Raw genomic sequence first — 16,569 nt, forward strand, 5'->3', positions numbered from 1 at the left:
GATGCAGGTCACTACGGCATGGTCCGTGCGGGCAATTCCTGGGAATGGCCCAGCGGTTGGGGCCACGTGGCTCACTCCTCGGAGCCCAGGCGGCTCACTCCTCGTCGAGTCCGCGCTCTATCGCGTACCGCACCAGCTCCACCCGGTTGTGCAACTGGAGCTTGCCGAGGGTGTTCTGGACGTGGTTCTGCACCGTGCGGTGGGAGATCACCAGTCGTTCCGCGATCTGCTTGTAGCTCAGGCCCTTGGCGACCAGCCGCAGCACCTCGGTCTCGCGTTCGGTCAGCCGCGGCGCCCTGGGCTCGTCGGTGTCCGGTCCCGCGCCGGGTGCCGGGTCGGAGGCGAGGCGGCGGTACTCGCCGAGGACCAGGCCGGCGAGGCCCGGTGTGAAGACCGGGTCGCCGACCGCCGTGCGGCGCACCGCGTCCAGCAGTTCCTCGGTGGAGGCCGACTTCAGCAGATAGCCGGTGGCACCGGACTTCACGGCCTCCAGTACGTCGGCGTGCTCGCCGCTCGCGGACAGGACCAGGACCCGCAGGGCGGGGTTGTGGGCCACCAGCTCCTTGCAGACCTGGACGCCGGGCTTGGCGGGCAGATTGAGGTCGAGGACGAGAACATCGGGCGCGGCGGCCTTGGCGCGCCGGACCGCCTGTTCGCCGTCGCCCGCGGTGGCGACCACCTCGAAGCCGGACTCGGTCAGGTCGCGGGCGACGGCATCGCGCCACATGGGGTGGTCGTCGACCACCATCACCTTGATCGTGCCCTGCTGTTCACTCATCGCCGCCCCCGCGCCATCGTCGTGTCCTTCGGTACCTTCAGCTCGACTTCCGTGCCCTGCCCAGGGGTTGAGACCAGTTCGGCCGTGCCGCCCAGGTCGCGCAGCCGGCCGCGGATCGACAGGGCCACCCCGAGCCGCCCCTCACCCTCGGCCTGGGCGAGCCGGCCCTCGGGGATGCCCGGTCCGTCGTCGCGTACGGTCACGATCACCGAGTCGGGTTCGTCCTCGACGAGGATCCAGGCCCGGGCGCCCTCCCCGGCGTGCTTGCGGACGTTGTCCAGGGCGGCCGCGACGGCCGCGGCCAGCTCCCGCGCGGCGTTCGGCGGCAGCAGCACGGGAGCGCCGGGCTCGGCGAGGCTGGTCCGGGCGCCGGCGTACGGGACGAGCAGCGCGCGCACATCGACCGGGCCGTCGTCCTCCGGCTCCTCGACGGTGCGTACGACCGCCCCCTCGGCGGCGTCCTCCGACACCCGGGGGACGGGCACCAGCCCGCCGGAGACCAGGGTGCGCAGCGCCACCTCCTGTTCGCCGGCCAGCCGGCCCAGCTCGGCCGCCTCACCGCCGATCACCGCTCCGCGCCGCTGCACCATCGCCAGCACCTGGAGGACGCTGTCATGGATGTCCCGGGCGAGCCGTTCCCGCTCCCGGGTCGCGGCCTCGATCTCCAGGGCACGGGCGAGGGTGCGCTCGGAGGCGCGGGCGACCTCGACGACGTAGCCGATGGCGATGGAGGCGATCCAGACGAGCAGCACCATGTGGACGGTGTCGCGGGTCGGTACGCCGGACCGGTGGACCAGGTTGGCGGCGGCGACCAGCGTGGAGGCGAAGGCCGCCCAGCGCCAGCCCCCCTTGATCGCGAACGCCAGCACGGCACCCGCGGTCCAGATCGACGGCAGGGTCGGCGCACTGGCGTCGATCCGCTCGGGGGTCTCGGCGACCCGGGTGAGCAGGATGCCGGTCAGGGCGATGGCGAGGTCGACGGTGAGGAAGGGCTTGGTGCAGCTCGCGGCGTTCGCGACCCTGGGCAGGGTGGCCAGGGTCCAGACGGCCAGTACCGCGAAGTAGGCGATGGCCACCCGAGGGCGGGCGACCTCGTCGTACGCGCTGATGAAGAGCCCGATCGCGTACACCATCGTCAGGACGCGATAGCCCATGAGCGCACGCCACAGCGGCTGCTCGACCGACATCCTCATGACGCGCTCGCGCCTGGCCATGTTCCCCCCACCCCGGCTCGGCCCGTTCCTGCTGGAAGGCCTGTTCCTACTGGTCGGCCTGGTCCTTTTCCTTCTGCGCCTGTTCCTTCTCGGCCTGCGCGAGCGCGGCCTTGGCCGCCTTGGCCGCTTCCTTCTCCGCCTTGGCCGCCTCCGCGATCTGCCGCTTGGCGGCGGTCGCGTACATGTCGACGTACTCCTGGCCGGAGAGCTTCATGATTTCGTACATGACCTCGTCGGTCACCGCGCGGAGCACGAATCGGTCGTGCTCCATGCCCTGGTAGCGGCGGAAGTCCAGCGGCTTGCCGATGCGGATGCCCGGCCGCATCAGCTTCGGCATGACCTTCCCGGGCGGCTGGATCTTCTCCGTGTCGATCATCGCGACCGGGATGACGGGCGCGCCGGTGGCCAGCGCCACGCGCGCGAGGCCGCCGGGCTTGCCGCGGTAGAGGCGACCGTCCGGCGAGCGGGTGCCCTCCGGATAGATACCGAACAGCTCTCCGCGCTCGATGACCTCGATCCCGCTCCTGATCGCCGCCTCGCCCGCGCCGCGGGCGCCGGAGCGGTCCACCGGCAGCTGGCCGACGCCCTTGAAGAACGCGGCGGTCAGCCGGCCCTTGATGCCGGGGGTGGTGAAGTACTCGGCCTTCGCGATGAAGGTGACCTTGCGGTCGAGGACCGCGGGCAGGAAGAACGAGTCGGAGAAGGAGAGGTGATTGCTAGCCAGGATCGCGGGGCCCTCGGCGGGTACGTTCTCCAGGCCCTCCACCCAGGGCCGGAAGACGAGCTTCAGCGGACCCCCGACGGAAACCTTCATCGCGCCGTACAACAACCGAGTGCCTCCTGTGTCTGTAAATCAGACCTTAACCCGGCGGCCGGGCGAAGAGCCCGACGGCCCTGGTCGGTGTCAGTGCGGTCGCGTACGGTGATGCACACCTGGACTCGTTCTCGCCCCTCTCATGAACAGGAGACCGAAGGTGCCGGTCCTTCCTGGAGCCGAGCCGTACCGCCATGACGGCGGGGAGGTCGGCGTCCTGCTCTGCCACGGCTTCACCGGTTCACCCCAGTCACTGCGCCCCTGGGCGGAGTATCTCGCCGGGCACGGTCTGACCGTCGCCCTGCCGCTGCTTCCCGGGCACGGCACACGCTGGGAGGACATGCAGCTCACGGGCTGGCAGGACTGGTACGCCGAGGTGGACCGCGAGCTGTGGGCCCTGCGCGAGCGCTGCGCGCAGGTGTTCGTGTTCGGCCTGTCCATGGGCGGCGCCCTGGCCCTGCGGCTCGCCGCCAGGCACGGGGACGCCGTCAGCGGCGTCGTGATCGTCAACCCGGGGAACAAGGTGCACGGCCTGTCGGCGTACGCCCTGCCGGTGGCCCGGCATCTCGTCCGGACGACGAAGGGCATCACCAGCGACATAGCCAAGCCGGGCGCGGAGGAGATCGGCTACGACCGGGTGCCACTGCACGCGGCGCACTCCCTGCGGATCTTCTTCCGCCTGGTCGACGGTGAGTTGCCGCAGGTCACCCAGCCGCTGCTGGTCCTGCACAGCCCACAGGACCATGTGGTGCCGCCGGCCGACTCGGCGCGCATCCTCAGCCGGGTCTCGTCGACGGACGTCACGGAGCTGCTGCTGGAACAGAGCTACCACGTGGCGACGTTGGACCACGATGCGGACCGGATCTTCGAGGAGAGCCTCGCGTTCATCGGCCGGCTCGCACCCAGTGTCGGCAAGGAAGGGACGGCGGCAGGTGGCTGAGCACGACTCCGACCGCGAGGACCGCGAGGAGCGCGACGAGCGGCAGGAGCGGGAGCATCGCGAGTCCGGCGAGCAGAACGTGCCGTTCGACGAGGAGGCCGCCTGGGCGGCGATCGTCGCCGGCTACGGGGAGGAGCCGCCGGACCCGCCGGGCGCCAAGCCGTTCAAGTCGGTCGAGGACCTGGCGCTGCTGGAGCCGGAGACCAACGACAGCACGGGCAGCAAGGGCAGCACGGGCGATACGGCCCAGAATGAGCCGGAGCCCAAGCAGGAGACGCCCAAGCCGCTCGGCAGCTCCGTCAGCTTCGCCCCCGGCGTGAGCGGCGGCCCGCGCGACTACAGCCTGCAGGAGCCGTCCGACGACGACCTCGGTGAGGACGACGAGGGCCACTTCGTGCCGCCGGAGCCGCCGCCGCTGCCCTCCGCCGACGCCACCGCCAAGTTCGCGTGGCTGGGTGTGATCGGCGGCCCCGTGCTGCTTCTGCTGGCGGTGCTGCTCGGCTGGGACATGACGTGGTGGCTGACCACACTCAGCATCGGCGGCTTCCTGGGCGGCTTCGCGACGCTGGTGATGCGGATGCGGACGGACGACGAGGACGACGACGATCCGGGTCGGGGCGCGGTGGTCTGACCCGCTTACGCCGGTGGAATTCTGAGGGCGGCCAGGACCGGAAGGTGATCCGTGGCCGCCCTCAGGTCCCGCTCCGTCACACCCGGGTGTCCCCACGGAACACCACAGCCCAGGACCTCGATGCCCTCGGTCGCGAAGATCGCGTCGATGCGCTGATGGGGGTCGGTCGGTGTCGAGGTGTACTCGCTGCCCCAGGGGGCGACGGCCCAGCAGTCCTGGAGGCTGTCGGCCAGGCGTCGGAAGGTGGGTCCGCCGGGGCGTTCGTTGAGGTCACCGCCGGCGATGGCGTGCTCGACACCCAGCCCGGCGAGCCGGTCCAGGAGCATGCCGCCCTGCGCGTACCGCTCGTCCTTCTGCAGCGAGAGATGGCAGCTCAGGACGCCGAGGCGGGCGCCGCCGAAGCGGACCACCGCGGTCGCGAAACCGCGCCGGTGCAGGCCGGGGGTGAGCGGCAGCAGGACGTCCTCGGTGCGCTCCACCGTGGCGCGCAGGGAGCACAGCAGGGCGGGCCCCGCCGCGGGGGCGCCGCCCGAGAGGATCACCTGTCCCGACGCGGCCGCGAGCCGGGCCAGCTTCTTGCGCCAGCGGAAGAACCGCGGGGCCTCCTGGACGAGGACGAGGTCGGGCTCGCAGGCGCTGATCACCCGGGCGAGCGCGTCGGTGTCGTCGCGCATGGAGCGGATGTTGTAGCCGAGCACCCGGATCACGGCCGAACCGTCGGCTCCGGTACCGGAGTTGGGCAGCGGACTCGTCGTCATGGCGATCAAGATACGACGGAGCCCGCCGTCCCCGGGCGGGGCTCGGCGGGCACGGTCGTACCGGACTGCGGCGTCACATGATCGGGTCGGGCTCGCGGGCCAGGTCCGCGGCGCCGACCAGGCCGGCCTTGTTGCCGAGCTGTGCGGCGATCACATCGGCGACCGGGCGCCAGTTGCCGCCGACCAGCCAGCGCTTGTACGACTTGCGGATGGGGTCGAGGACCAGCTCGCCCTCCTCCGACAGGCCGCCGCCGACGATGAAGGCGGACGGGTCGAAGAGGGAGGCCAGGTCGGCGAGGCCCGCGCCGGCCCAGCGGGCGAGCTCGCGGTAGGAGTCGACGGCGACCGGGTCGCCCTGGCGGGCGGCCATGGAGATGTGCTTGCCCTCGATGCCCTCGGGGGTGCCGTCACCGAGGGAGAGCAGCACCTCGGCGTTCTCGGGGGTGGCGTTGGCGCGCTGCTTGGCGTACCGGACGAGCGCGCGCCCGGAGGCGTACTGCTCCCAGCAGCCCTGCGAGCCGCAGCCGCACAGCAGGCCGTCCGGCACCATCCGGATGTGGCCGAACTCGGCGGCCACGCCGTAGTGCCCGCGGCGCAGCTTGTTGCCGATGATGATGCCGCCGCCGAGGCCGGTGCCGAGCGTGATGCAGATGACGTTGCGGTGGCCCTTGCCCGCGCCGAACTTGTACTCGCCCCACGCGGCGGCGTTGGCGTCGTTCTCCACGACGACGGGGAGGCCGGTACGGGCCTCGACCTTCTCCTTCAGCGGCTCGTTGCGCCAGTCGATGTTGGGCGCGAAGTAGACCGTCGAGCGCTGCCGGTTGACGTATCCGGCGGCACCGATGCCCACGCCGACGATCTCGTGCCCCGCGCGCGCACCCTCCACTGCCGAGGCGATGGCGTCCACGATGGCCTCGGGGGTGGTGGGCGTCGGCACCTTGAAGGTCGAGAGGATGTTGCCTTCCTCGTCGACCACGCCGGCCGCGATCTTCGTGCCGCCGATGTCGACGCCGATGGTGAGTCCCATGAATCCCTCAGTTTCGGTCGAGCCCCGCTATGGCCAACCGTACCCGAGGCCCTGTGGTCGGGTGCCTGCCGTCCGCCCGGAGGGCGGGGCCGGTGACGACCGGGTCAGTGGCCGTCAGTCCAAGTCGATGCGTTGGCCGGGGCCGGTGCCCTCGCCCCGGTCGTCGCGGTCGTCGGGCTCGTCCAGCTCGTCCATGCGGCCGGTCCAGCGGCGCTCCTGTGTCTCGACCGCGGAGCGGTAGGCGGCGAGCAGCTCGTTACCGGCCGCTGCCAGGTGCTCGAAGACATCCGGGTTGCGTTCGATGACGGGCTCGACGGCGGCCTTCGCCTGCTGGACGACCTGCTGCAGCATCTGCTGGGCGGCGGGCCCGGCGACCGCCCCGAGCAGCGGGGACTGCAGGCCGGACAGCTTGTCCGCGACGGTGTCGACGAGCCGGCGCAGCTCCTCGGCGGCCGAGCCCGCGGGCGGGCCGTGCTGGGCACGGATGCGGGCCTTCTCCGCTGCGAGGTCCTCGGCACACGCGGTCGCCCAGGCGTCGTCGTCGGTGACCGACGGCACCTCGTCGGCCGCCTGCTCCTGAGCGGCGTCGGACGGGGGGCGCTCTTCGCTCATGGCGGACTCCTGACTACGGCTTGTCCCTACGACGTTACCCGAACGGCGGTAGCCGCTTCACCGTGCCGCGGGCCACAGTCCGGGGTCCGGTGCGAAGCGGATGCGGAGCTCGTCGTCGCGCAGGGCCGCGCCGTCGACGGTGCAGCGGCGCAGGGCGGACGGCAGGGGGAGGACGCGGCGGAACTGTCCGGCGGTGACGACGAGTTCGTCGCCGCGCCGGACGAGGTCGAGGTCCTCGCGTACGGCTCCGGGCAGCGGGATGTGCCAGACGAGCACGCCGTCCGGGACGAGCCGGTCGACGACGGGCCGGTCGACCCTGGCGTCGGCCGGCCCGGCCTCCGGCACGGCGAGCGCCAGCAGGTCCTCGGGGCCGCGCGGGTCGCGGCCCAGGTGGGCGACGGTGCGGACGTCGTACGAGGTCTGCCACTCGTCGATGACCTTGCGCTGCTGGGCGAGCGGACCGGCGAGCCAGCCGTCCCCGCCCTCTTCCGGGAACACCCGGTTGGCGATCAGCCGGTCCGGGCGCAGGCCGCGCAGGGCGAGGCCGAGGGCGGCGGTGTGGACGGCGTCGGCGCCGGCCGGGGAGGGTTCGGCGACCAGCCGTACGGTCGTGTCCCGGTCCGCGAGGACCGCCTCCACGGCGGCGAGTTCGACGTCCCAGCGGGCGGCCGTCTCGTACAGCCACTCCGCGGGCATGGGGACGCCGGCGAGCCGGCCGAGGACGGGGCGCAGGGCGCGGGCCGCCTGGCGTTCGGGCGGGAGCAGACGGCGCAGATAGCGGCGGAGCTCCTCCGGGAGGGCGAGCAGGTCGAGGGCGTGCGGGAGGGGCGGCAGGTCCACCACGAGGAGGTCGTGGCGCTCGGCGAGGGCGGCGTCGCGCAGGGCGCGGAGTACGGCGATCTGCTCGGCGCCGGGCAGGGGGGTGAGCTCCTCCGGGTCGAGGCGGGAGGCGCCGAGGAGGTCGAGGGCGGCGGAGGCGCGGTCCTGGAGGGCGGTGAGGTCGTCCCGGAAGCCGGCGGCCGGGTCGGGGCGCCAGGCGGCGAGGTGCGGGGCGATCTCGACCGGGGCCGGGCCGGTCGCCGCGCCCAGGGCCGCGCCGAGGGTGTCGGTGCGGTCGGTGCCCAGGAGGAGGGTGCGGGTGCCCTGGCGGGTGGCGGCGAGCGCGGTGGCTGCGGCGACGGTGGTACGGCCGGTGCCGCCTGGGCCGGTGATCAGGATGGTGCGCATGGGGCTGAACCGTAACGGACGTTTGGGTTCAGCCGCGTTGCACCGTTGCCCGGCGTGGTTGCTCGGAGGTGGGTCGCGCTGCCCGGCGCTGACGGGGTGCCGCCCGCGCCCACCCGTGCCGCCCCAGGCGGCACGAATGCCCGCGGCTCAACGAAAAGCTACTCCCCCGACTCCACGCGCTTCTTCAGGCCCGCCAGTGCGCGGTCGATGATGACCTTCTCGGCCTTGCGCTTGATCATGCCCAGCATGGGGATCTTGACGTCGACGGTGAGCTGGTAGGTCACCTCGGTGGCGCCCGTGCCCGCCGGCTTCAGGAGGTACGAGCCGTCCAGCGACCGCAGCATCTGGGACTTCACCAGCGTCCAGGAGACCTCGTGGTCGCCGGTCCAGGTGTACGCCAGCACCTGGTCGTCCTTGATCGCGCCGGCGTCCATGACGAGGCGGACCTGCTCGGCGCGTCCCTGGGCGTCGGTCTCGAGGACCGCGGCCTCCTTCACCTCACCGGTCCAGTCCGGGTAGCGGGCGAAGTCGGCGATCACCGCCATGACGTCGGCCGGGGACGCCTCGATCTCGATGCTCGAGCTGGTGTGTTCCGCCATCGCCGTGGCTCCTCCAGATGCGGTCCGGCAAGAGGTGGTCGTGCGCACGTGTGTGCAGCGTGAAGGCTACCGCGCGCCGACCGGCCCGACGTCACCCCTACCTGGGCATACCGGAGGCGGACTCACCATTCCAGCGCCCACGGCCGCCCCGTCCCGGCGAAGTGCCCCACGTTCACGCACTCGGTCGCCCCGATCCGCATCCGCCGGACGAGCGGCTGGTGCACATGGCCGAAGAGTGAATAGCGGGGCCGGGTGCGGCGGATGGCGTCGAGCAACGCCCGGCTGCCCCGCTCGAAGCGCCGCGCCACCGTGTCGTAGACCAGCTCCGGCACCTCCGGCGGGATGTGCGTGCACAGCACGTCGACCTCGCCCAGCGCCTCGATCTTCGCCGCGTACTCCTCGTCGCTGATCTCGTACGGCGTCCGCATCGGTGTGCGCAGCCCGCCGCCGACGAAGCCGAAGACCCAGCCCCCGATCTCCACCCGCTCCCCGTCGAGCACGGTCGTACCGGGACCGGCGTACTCCCGCCACAGTGGCGGCATGTCGACATTGCCGTAGGTGGCGTACGTCGGCGTGGGGAACGCGGCGAACAGTTCGGCGTACTGCTTGCGCACCGCCTGTTCGATCACCGCCGCCCGGTCCTCCCCGACCCCGGCCCACAGCCGGGCACCGAACGCGCGTGCCTCCTCGTAGCGGCGGGCGGTGCGCAGGGCGACGATGCGGTCCGCGTTCTCGACGCCGAACAGGTCGGGGAAGATGCCGCGCGAGTGGTCGGCGTAGTCGAGGAAGAGGACCAGGTCCCCGAGGCAGACGAGCGCGTCCGCACCGTCCCCGGCCCGTGCCAGGTCACGCGCATTGCCGTGCACATCGCTGACCACGTGGATGCGCGTCCTGCGATTACCGGCTGGTGTGGGTGCCATGGCGATCAAGGGTAGGCGTGTGGGACATACGTGAACAGTGGCGGCCGGACCTGCGATTACTCGCCAGTGGGGAAAACCGTGGACTACTGTGCGTGCAGGAACACCAATCAGTGTGACGCAGCGAACATCTCGCCGGGCCCCCCTGTCGTAGACGCCATACCGGCGGGTAACGTCCGGGCAGTCCAGTCGTGCTCAGGTTTTCAACAAGTGGGCCCCTACGACTCATGATGGATTCCTGAGCACCTGCCCGAGCCTTGGACCGGACCGTCGCATCACACAACGTCGTGGCGCCGGCGCCCTAGAGGAGCAGCAGTCTTGCGCGAGTTCAGCCTTCCGGCTTTGTACGAGGTCCCCTCGGACGGCAACCTGACCGACATCGTCCGCAGAAACGCCGCGCAGCATCCCGACGTCGCCGTGATCGCCCGCAAGGTCGGTGGCAACTGGCAGGACGTGACGGCCACCGCCTTCCTCGCCGAGGTACGAGCTGCCGCCAAGGGGCTCGTCGCCGCCGGCGTCCAGCCGGGCGACCGGGTCGGCCTGATGTCCCGGACGCGTTACGAGTGGACGCTCCTCGACTTCGCGATCTGGAGCGCGGGCGCGGTCACCGTGCCGGTGTACGAGACCAGTTCGCCGGAGCAGGTGGCCTGGATCCTCGGCGACTCGGGGGCGACGGCCTGCATCGTGGAGCTGGACGGGCACGCGGCCGCCGTCGAGTCGGTGCGCGACCGGCTGCCCGCCCTGAAGCACGTCTGGCAGATCGAGCGCGGCGGTGTCGAGGAGCTGGGCCGCCTGGGCAAGGACCTGAGCGACGACACGGTCGAGGAGCGCAGCTCGCTGGCGAAGGCCGACGACCCGGCGACGATCGTCTACACCTCCGGCACCACCGGCCGCCCCAAGGGCTGTGTGCTCACCCACCGCAGCTTCTTCGCCGAGTGCGGCAACATCGTCGAGCGGCTGCGCCCGCTGTTCCGTACCGGCGAGTGCAGCGTGCTGCTGTTCCTGCCGCTGGCGCATGTCTTCGGCCGGCTGGTCCAGGTCGCGCCGATGATGGCGCCGATCAAGCTGGGCGGCGTCCCGGACATCAAGAACCTCACGGACGAACTGGCCGCGTTCCGGCCGACGCTGATCCTGGGCGTGCCGCGCGTCTTCGAGAAGGTCTACAACTCGGCCCGTGCCAAGGCGCAGGCGGACGGCAAGGGCAAGATCTTCGACAAGGCGGCGGACACGGCGATCGCGTACAGCAAGGCGCTGGACACCCCGTCCGGCCCGTCGCTCGGTCTGAAGATCAAGTACAAGGCCTTCGACAAGCTCGTCTACAGCAAGCTGCGCGCGGTGCTCGGCGGTCGCGGTGAGTACGCCATCTCCGGCGGCGCCCCGCTGGGCGAGCGGCTCGGGCACTTCTTCCGCGGCATCGGCTTCACGGTCCTGGAGGGCTACGGCCTGACCGAGTCCTGTGCCGCCACCGCCTTCAACCCCTGGGACCGGCAGAAGATCGGCACGGTCGGTCAGCCGCTGCCGGGTTCGGTGGTGCGGATCGCGGACGACGGGGAGGTGCTGCTGCACGGTGAGCACCTGTTCAGGGAGTACTGGAACAACCCGGGCGCGACCGAGGAGGCCCTGGCCGACGGCTGGTTCCACACCGGCGACATCGGCACCCTCGACGAGGACGGCTACCTCAGGATCACCGGCCGCAAGAAGGAGATCATCGTCACCGCCGGCGGCAAGAACGTCGCCCCGGCCGTGATCGAGGACCGGATCCGCGCGCACGCCCTCGTGGCGGAGTGCATGGTGGTCGGCGACGCGCGGCCGTTCGTGGGCGCGCTGATCACCATCGACGAGGAGTTCCTGGGCCGTTGGGCGGCCGAGCACCGCAAGCCGGCCGGCTCCACCGCGGCCTCGCTGAAGGACGACCCCGACCTGCTGGCCGCGATCCAGACCGCGGTCGACGACGGCAACGCCGCGGTGTCGAAGGCGGAGTCGGTACGCAAGTTCCGCATTCTCCCCTCGCAGTTCACCGAGGAGTCGGGCTACCTCACGCCGTCGCTGAAGCTGAAGCGGAACGTGGTGGCGAAGGACTTCGCGTCCGAGATCGAGGCCATCTACCAGAAGTAGGCACGGCATGTGACGCAGCGTCATGGCGCGGGCCCCGGCGACGGGACCCGCGCCATCGCTGCTACAACAGCTCCTTCAGCCGCTCCGCGAGCAGATCCCAGCGCCACTTCTCCTCGACCCAGCTCCGGCCCCGCTCCCCCATCCGGCGGCGCAGTTCGGAGTCCCCGAGGAGGGTGACGATCCGGTCGGCGGCGTCCTCGGCGGAGCCGCCCCGTACGACCCAGCCGGTCTCCCCGTCGAGCACCGCGTCGGGCGCGCCGCCGGAGTCCCCGGCGACGACGGGCAGGCCGGTCGCGGACGCCTCCAGGTAGACGATGCCGAGGCCCTCGACGTCGAGCCCGCCGCGCCGGGTGCGGCACGGCATGGCGAAGACGTCGCCGGCGCCGTAGTGGGCGGGCAGCTCCGACCAGGGCACCTCGCCGGTGAAGACGACCGACTCCTCGACCCGGGTCTCCCGCGCGAGTTTGCGCAGCTCCTTCTCGTACGGCCCGCCGCCGACGATCAGCAGGACCGCGTCGGGCTCCTTGGCCAGGATCCGCGGCATGGCGAGGATGAGCGTGTCCTGGCCCTTGCGCGGCACGAGCCGGGAGACGCACACGACCACCGGCCGGTCGGTGAGCCCGAGCCGGGCGCGCACCCGGTCGCCGCCGGAGTCCGGATGGAAGGTCCTCTCGTCGACCCCGGGCGGCAGTTGCACCATGCGGGCGGTGGCGTCCGGGGTCAGCGCGGTGGCGATCCGTGACCGGGTGTACTCGCCGAGGTAGGTGATGGTGTCCGTGGACTCGCCGATCCGGCGCAGCAGGTGCCGGGCGGCGGGCAGTTGGGCCCAGCCGGCCTCGTGCCCGTGGGTGGTGGCCACCAGCCGCTCGGCACCCGCCCTGCGCAGCGCCGGTGCCATCAGCCCGAGCGGCGCCGCCGCCCCGAACCACACCGACGTACATCCGTGTGCCCGCAGCAGCGCGACGGCCTGGCGGGTCGCGGCGGGCATCGGCAGCAGCATGGTCGTCCGGTCGCGCACGACGGTGAAGGGCTGCTCGGCGTCGAAGGCGGCCGTCGCCTCGAGGCCCTCCCGGCCGCGCTTCCAGGTGGAGGCGTAGACGACGAACCGCTCGGGGTCGAGCCGGAGTGCCATGTTGTGCAGAAATGCCTGAATACCGCCCGGCCGGGGCGGGAAGTCATTCGTCACGATCAGGGTCTTGCGCATCGACGCCGACCTTACCCAACGTACACTCGCAGCTCGGTACGGCCGCGCTGCACGGCTCTCGCACAGGCGGCCGGGAGATCATGGCCCCGCACACGAGGGGCAGCGCCCCGAAGGCGGACACGGACCACGAACAGGGGCTTCGGTGGACAGGACGCAGGGCACGCGGTCCCTGGCAGGGCTGCTGGTGGTCTGGGGACTGACCCGCCTGGCACTGCTCCTGTTCGTCTTCAAGGTCCTCGTCTTCCCCGGCCCGGACGTCACCAGCGACGTCTCCGTGATCTACCAGGGCTGGTACGAGGTGCTGCGCACCGGAACGTTCCCGCTGGACGACGTCACCTGGCAGTACCCGCCCGCCGCCGCGCTGCCGGTCCTCTCCCCGGCGCTGCTGTTCTTCCTCGACTACGCGCAGGCCTTCTTCGTCCTCGCCTGCCTCGCCGACCTCGTCGTCCTCGCCCTGCTGCTGTACGCGGGCCTGCGGCCGGGCCGGTCGGTGCGCGGCGCCTGGGTGTGGGTGGTGGGCGTGCCGCTGCTCGGGCCGACCGTGTACGCGCGCTACGACGTGATGGTCACCGCCGTCGCGGTGGCCGCGCTCCTCGCGGGCCAGCGGCATCCCCGGCTGATGGGGGCGCTGGCCGGGTTCGGGGCGATGCTGAAGGTGTGGCCGGTACTGCTGCTGATCGGTGCCGTGCGGCGCCGGGCATGGGCCGCGGCGACGGTGACGGCCGGGGCGCTCGCGGCGCTGTTCGCGCTCGCCATGCCCGGCGCGTTCGCCTTCCTGACCTTCCAGCGCGACCGGGGCACCGAGGTGGAGTCGCTGGGCGCCCTCGTCTTCCATGTGGCGCGGCACTACGGCTGGGACGGGCGGGTGCTGCTCAACTACGGCTCGGTGGAGTTCCTCGGCCCGTACGTCGACATCGTGAGCTCCGCCGCGCTGGCGCTCACCGGGATGGCGTTCGGCTGGCTGCTGCTGTGGCGGCTGATGGCCTCGCGGTTCCTGTCGCACACGCTCGCGGATGCGGCGTTCGTGGCGGTGCTGATGTTCACGACCACGAGCCGGGTGATCAGCCCGCAGTACATGGTGTGGCTGGTCGGTCTCGCGGCGGTGTGCCTGTGCTTTCCCCGCAGCGGGATGCGGCTGCCGGCCGGCCTTGTCCTGGCGGCGTCCTTCGTGACGATGCTGGAGTTCCCGCTCTGGTTCTCGCACGTCGTCGCGAGCGACACCCTCGGCATCACCCTCCTGATCCTCCGCAACGGCCTCCTGGTCCTCGCCACCCTCACCGCGGCCCGCACCCTGTGGCGCTCGACGGTGCCCCGGCCCGCCACGAAAGCCCCGTTCCCCCGTCACCCGGCCCGCACCGAGGAGACCCCGGTCTCCTCCTGACACCGTGCCCGCCGGAAGAGCACCAGGACCGCATCCCCTCGCGAGCGCCGACGCCAGGCACACGGCCGGCAGCCCGAGTCCGGACAGCCCGTACGCCGGCACCGGCTGGACCCGCCTCAGCCGAACTGATCCCGCAGATACTGCCGCCACTGCGCCGTGAACTCCTCCGGCGTCGTCCCGAGCACGTCCTGCATCGCACCCTCGACCGCCCCCGCCCGCTTCTCGTGCGCGCCGACCGCCCGGTAGAACTCGCCCAGCCGCGCCTCACCCCACCGGTCCGCGATCATCCGGCAGGCCATCCAGCCGCCCTCGTACGCCCGGGCCAGCGAGGTGGAAGCGCCGGTGAAGCCGAAGTCGGCGTCGGTCGGCAGCGCGGCCGGGACGTCACCCGAGGTCACGGCGTGGGCGAGTTCCGGCGCGGCCTGGGCCGGGGGGCGCCCGCTGTCGCGGTAGCCGACCCAGTCGGCGTATCCCTCGGACAGCCACAGCGGGGTCGCGGCGTTGGTATGGGCGCGGGTGGCGACATGGGTCGCCTCGTGGGTGAGGACGACCTGCTTGCCGACGTCGCCGAGAACCCCGTACGCGTCGGGGTTGACGATGATCCGGTCGGCGGGCGCCTGTTCCGCCCCCGTCTCGCCGGTCGTCACGGCGGCGATCCCGCGGTAGGAGGAGGCGGGCGAGCCGAGCAGCCCCGCCATCCCCTCCAGCGACCTGGGCACGAGCAGCACGACCTGCCGGCTCCAGGCGGTGCCCCAGGCGTCCGCCACGGCGGGCACCGCGCGGTCCCCCAGGTCGGCGAAGACGTGCAGCGCCGCGCGGGACCGGCCGACGCCCAGCACGAGGCTGTGCTCGCCCCGTACCACCGTCACCGGGCCCTGGTCCCACAGCTGCTGGCCGGATGTGCGGGCGGGCCGGTCGGAGACCACGGTCCACCGCCCGTCGGCGGCACGGCCGAGGCCCAGGGTGCGGCCGGCGGTGACCGGCGCCTTGTCGTGGCCGTCGAGGCGGTAGCGCAGTTCGGCGTCGGCGGTGGCCGTGTCGCCGGTGCGGTGCACGGCGGTGACCTCGTACGACCAGTCGGCGAGCGGCACCGCGCGCAGGTTGGTGAAGCCCACCGCCGTACCGGTCCGCCGGTAGGCGCTCTCGTCGCGGTCGAGGAGGGCGGCCGCCCGCCGGTCGAGCAGCCGCTGCACTTCGGCCTCGGCGCGGTCGGCGGCGGGCCGGCCGCCGCAGGCGACCAGCGAGCCGAGCAGGGAGACGAGCACCAGACAGAGCGCCACGACTCCGGATCCCGACGCACGCCCTCGACCAGCCATCCTCCCGATCGTACGGGGAGTGCTAGGGCCTGGTGACTGCCGAGACCGGCATCATCCCGACCGGGTCGTAGCGCACGGGCGCGCCGGGGTAGGGGGCGTGGATCACCTGGCCGTTGCCCATGTACATCGCGACATGGCTGGCGTCGGAGCGGTAGGTGACCAGGTCGCCGGGCCGGGCCTCGGAGAGCGGTACCTGCCGGCCCGCCGCCCGCTGGGCCTGCGAGGTACGCGGCAGAGCGACCCCGGCCTGCGCGTACGACCACTGCATGAGGCCGGAACAGTCGAAGCCGCTGGGACCGTTCGCGCCCCACACGTACGGCCTGCCGACCGCGGACATGGCGGCCGCGGCCGCCGCGGCCGCGCGGCCCGAGGCGGGGACGGCGCCGCCGAAGCCGGGCAGGCCGGAGCGGCCGGAACGGGAGGCCCGGTCGTAGGCGGCGCGTTCGTCGGCCGGGAGGGCGTTGAGGAGCCGGCGGGCCTTGGCGAGCTTCTTCTCGACGGTGCGTTTGTGGGAGGCGACGGCCTTGCGGCTCTTCTCCAGTTCGCCGAGCTTCTCGGCCGCCTCCGCGCGCTCCTGGCTGAGTTCGCGCATGGCCTCCTGAAGGTCCTTCAACTGCCCGGCCTGGTGGGCGGTGATCCGGTTCAGGACGGACGCCTTGTCGAGGTATTCGTCCGGGTCGTCGGAGAGCAGCAGCGCGAGGGAGGGGTCGATGCCGCCCGAGCGGTACTGCGCGCCGGCCAGCGAACCCAGCGCGTCCCGCAGGGTGTTGATGCGCTCCTGCTGCCGGGCGACCCGGTCCTGCGCCCGGCTCACCTGCCCGCGCAGTGCGTCGGTGCGCTCGTCGGCCTTGTTGTAGGCCTCGGTGGCCTTCTCGGCCTCCGTGTAGAGGCGGTCCACCTCGGCGCGGGTGTCGTCGTGCGGCGCGGCCTGCGCCGGGAGGGTGCCGAGGGCGGCCGCGGTGGCCGACAGGACGGACAGCGCCACGCAGGCGCCCCGGTCGAACCCGGACGGTGCAAGGCGGCGATGGGACCCCAC

16 protein-coding genes are annotated in these 16,569 nt (G+C 72.3%); 4 read left to right on the forward strand and 12 right to left on the reverse strand.

From position 1 onward, the window contains the following. Positions 1–94: 94 nt before the first annotated feature. The 3 genes from ACFV7R_RS01930 to ACFV7R_RS01940 are packed head-to-tail and all read right to left on the reverse strand — an operon-like array spanning position 95 to position 2,806. On the reverse strand, positions 95–778 hold the full coding sequence (locus tag ACFV7R_RS01930; RefSeq protein WP_224737339.1) for a response regulator transcription factor: 684 nt from the start codon (positions 776–778) through the stop codon (positions 95–97). Next, the gene (gene macS, locus ACFV7R_RS01935; RefSeq protein ID WP_385258736.1) at positions 775–1,992 is read right to left on the reverse strand and encodes a MacS family sensor histidine kinase; all 1,218 of its coding nucleotides are present in this window, start codon (positions 1,990–1,992) and stop codon (positions 775–777) included. Before macS ends, ACFV7R_RS01930 begins: the two co-directional genes overlap by 4 nt. A gap of 46 nt (positions 1,993–2,038) precedes the next feature. Beyond that, positions 2,039–2,806, reverse strand: coding sequence for a lysophospholipid acyltransferase family protein (locus ACFV7R_RS01940; protein ID WP_385258739.1), 768 nt, complete (start codon positions 2,804–2,806; stop codon positions 2,039–2,041). Between the two features lie 160 nt (positions 2,807–2,966). Between ACFV7R_RS01940 and ACFV7R_RS01945 the strand changes: the two genes are divergently transcribed. Together ACFV7R_RS01945 and ACFV7R_RS01950 are read left to right on the forward strand one after the other, a co-directional pair. Then, positions 2,967–3,746, forward strand: coding sequence for an alpha/beta hydrolase (locus ACFV7R_RS01945; protein WP_385258741.1), 780 nt, complete (start codon positions 2,967–2,969; stop codon positions 3,744–3,746). Then, on the forward strand, positions 3,739–4,377 hold the full coding sequence (locus ACFV7R_RS01950) for a hypothetical protein (RefSeq protein WP_385258744.1): 639 nt from the start codon (positions 3,739–3,741) through the stop codon (positions 4,375–4,377). The genes ACFV7R_RS01945 and ACFV7R_RS01950 overlap by 8 nt, the downstream gene beginning before the upstream one ends. 5 nt (positions 4,378–4,382) lie before the next feature. Here the strand turns inward: ACFV7R_RS01950 and ACFV7R_RS01955 are convergent, their stop codons facing one another. The 6 genes from ACFV7R_RS01955 to ACFV7R_RS01980 form a co-directional block, all read right to left on the reverse strand. Further along, the gene (locus ACFV7R_RS01955; RefSeq protein ID WP_385258746.1) at positions 4,383–5,135 is read right to left on the reverse strand and encodes an endonuclease/exonuclease/phosphatase family protein; all 753 of its coding nucleotides are present in this window, start codon (positions 5,133–5,135) and stop codon (positions 4,383–4,385) included. 73 nt (positions 5,136–5,208) lie between these two features. Then, a complete protein-coding gene (locus ACFV7R_RS01960) occupies positions 5,209–6,162 on the reverse strand; it encodes an ROK family glucokinase (RefSeq protein WP_385258748.1) in 954 nt (317 codons plus the stop codon). A 114-nt stretch (positions 6,163–6,276) separates the two neighbouring features. Beyond that, positions 6,277–6,774 carry a DUF5304 domain-containing protein gene (locus tag ACFV7R_RS01965; protein ID WP_385258751.1) on the reverse strand — a complete coding sequence of 166 codons (498 nt, stop codon included), beginning with the start codon at positions 6,772–6,774 and terminating at the stop codon, positions 6,277–6,279. A gap of 57 nt (positions 6,775–6,831) precedes the next feature. Continuing rightward, positions 6,832–8,001 carry an ArsA family ATPase gene (locus ACFV7R_RS01970; RefSeq protein WP_385258753.1) on the reverse strand — a complete coding sequence of 390 codons (1,170 nt, stop codon included), beginning with the start codon at positions 7,999–8,001 and terminating at the stop codon, positions 6,832–6,834. A gap of 158 nt (positions 8,002–8,159) precedes the next feature. Continuing rightward, the gene (locus ACFV7R_RS01975; RefSeq protein WP_224737331.1) at positions 8,160–8,600 is read right to left on the reverse strand and encodes an SRPBCC family protein; all 441 of its coding nucleotides are present in this window, start codon (positions 8,598–8,600) and stop codon (positions 8,160–8,162) included. A gap of 122 nt (positions 8,601–8,722) precedes the next feature. Then, the gene (locus ACFV7R_RS01980; RefSeq protein ID WP_385258756.1) at positions 8,723–9,520 is read right to left on the reverse strand and encodes a metallophosphoesterase; all 798 of its coding nucleotides are present in this window, start codon (positions 9,518–9,520) and stop codon (positions 8,723–8,725) included. A 315-nt stretch (positions 9,521–9,835) separates the two neighbouring features. Between ACFV7R_RS01980 and ACFV7R_RS01985 the strand changes: the two genes are divergently transcribed. After that, complete coding sequence (locus tag ACFV7R_RS01985; RefSeq protein ID WP_385258758.1) at positions 9,836–11,632, forward strand: AMP-dependent synthetase/ligase; 1,797 nt, start codon at positions 9,836–9,838, stop codon at positions 11,630–11,632. A 61-nt stretch (positions 11,633–11,693) separates the two neighbouring features. Here ACFV7R_RS01985 and ACFV7R_RS01990 read toward each other — a convergent pair whose 3' ends face one another. After that, positions 11,694–12,836 carry a glycosyltransferase family 4 protein gene (locus ACFV7R_RS01990; RefSeq protein WP_385258761.1) on the reverse strand — a complete coding sequence of 381 codons (1,143 nt, stop codon included), beginning with the start codon at positions 12,834–12,836 and terminating at the stop codon, positions 11,694–11,696. Positions 12,837–12,978: 142 nt separating this feature from the next. Between ACFV7R_RS01990 and ACFV7R_RS01995 the strand changes: the two genes are divergently transcribed. Continuing rightward, positions 12,979–14,217, forward strand: coding sequence for a glycosyltransferase 87 family protein (locus tag ACFV7R_RS01995; RefSeq protein WP_385258764.1), 1,239 nt, complete (start codon positions 12,979–12,981; stop codon positions 14,215–14,217). Positions 14,218–14,333: 116 nt separating this feature from the next. Here the strand turns inward: ACFV7R_RS01995 and ACFV7R_RS02000 are convergent, their stop codons facing one another. Both ACFV7R_RS02000 and ACFV7R_RS02005 read right to left on the reverse strand, forming a co-directional pair. Next, positions 14,334–15,533: a hypothetical protein gene (locus tag ACFV7R_RS02000; protein WP_385258766.1), complete on the reverse strand. Its 1,200-nt coding sequence runs from the start codon at positions 15,531–15,533 to the stop codon at positions 14,334–14,336. Positions 15,534–15,555: 22 nt separating this feature from the next. Continuing rightward, a complete protein-coding gene (locus tag ACFV7R_RS02005) occupies positions 15,556–16,569 on the reverse strand; it encodes an NlpC/P60 family protein (protein ID WP_385258767.1) in 1,014 nt (337 codons plus the stop codon).

This window comes from Streptomyces sp. NPDC059866 (genome assembly GCF_042731325.1).
GTDB classification, from domain to species: Bacteria; Actinomycetota; Actinomycetes; order Streptomycetales; family Streptomycetaceae; genus Streptomyces; species Streptomyces flavusporus.

Excerpts from the sequence above, each read along its gene's own strand:
- ACFV7R_RS01930 (WP_224737339.1), bottom strand. The coding sequence starts at position 778 with ATGAGTGAACAGCAGGGCACGATCAAGGTGATGGTGGTCGACGACCAC.
- macS (WP_385258736.1), bottom strand. The coding sequence starts at position 1,992 with ATGGCCAGGCGCGAGCGCGTCATGAGGATGTCGGTCGAGCAGCCGCTG.
- ACFV7R_RS01940 (WP_385258739.1), bottom strand. The coding sequence starts at position 2,806 with ATGAAGGTTTCCGTCGGGGGTCCGCTGAAGCTCGTCTTCCGGCCCTGG.
- ACFV7R_RS01955 (WP_385258746.1), bottom strand. The coding sequence starts at position 5,135 with ATGACGACGAGTCCGCTGCCCAACTCCGGTACCGGAGCCGACGGTTCG.
- ACFV7R_RS01960 (WP_385258748.1), bottom strand. The coding sequence starts at position 6,162 with ATGGGACTCACCATCGGCGTCGACATCGGCGGCACGAAGATCGCGGCC.
- ACFV7R_RS01965 (WP_385258751.1), bottom strand. The coding sequence starts at position 6,774 with ATGAGCGAAGAGCGCCCCCCGTCCGACGCCGCTCAGGAGCAGGCGGCC.
- ACFV7R_RS01970 (WP_385258753.1), bottom strand. The coding sequence starts at position 8,001 with ATGCGCACCATCCTGATCACCGGCCCAGGCGGCACCGGCCGTACCACC.
- ACFV7R_RS01975 (WP_224737331.1), bottom strand. The coding sequence starts at position 8,600 with ATGGCGGAACACACCAGCTCGAGCATCGAGATCGAGGCGTCCCCGGCC.
- ACFV7R_RS01980 (WP_385258756.1), bottom strand. The coding sequence starts at position 9,520 with ATGGCACCCACACCAGCCGGTAATCGCAGGACGCGCATCCACGTGGTC.
- ACFV7R_RS01990 (WP_385258761.1), bottom strand. The coding sequence starts at position 12,836 with ATGCGCAAGACCCTGATCGTGACGAATGACTTCCCGCCCCGGCCGGGC.
- ACFV7R_RS02000 (WP_385258766.1), bottom strand. The coding sequence starts at position 15,533 with ATGGCTGGTCGAGGGCGTGCGTCGGGATCCGGAGTCGTGGCGCTCTGT.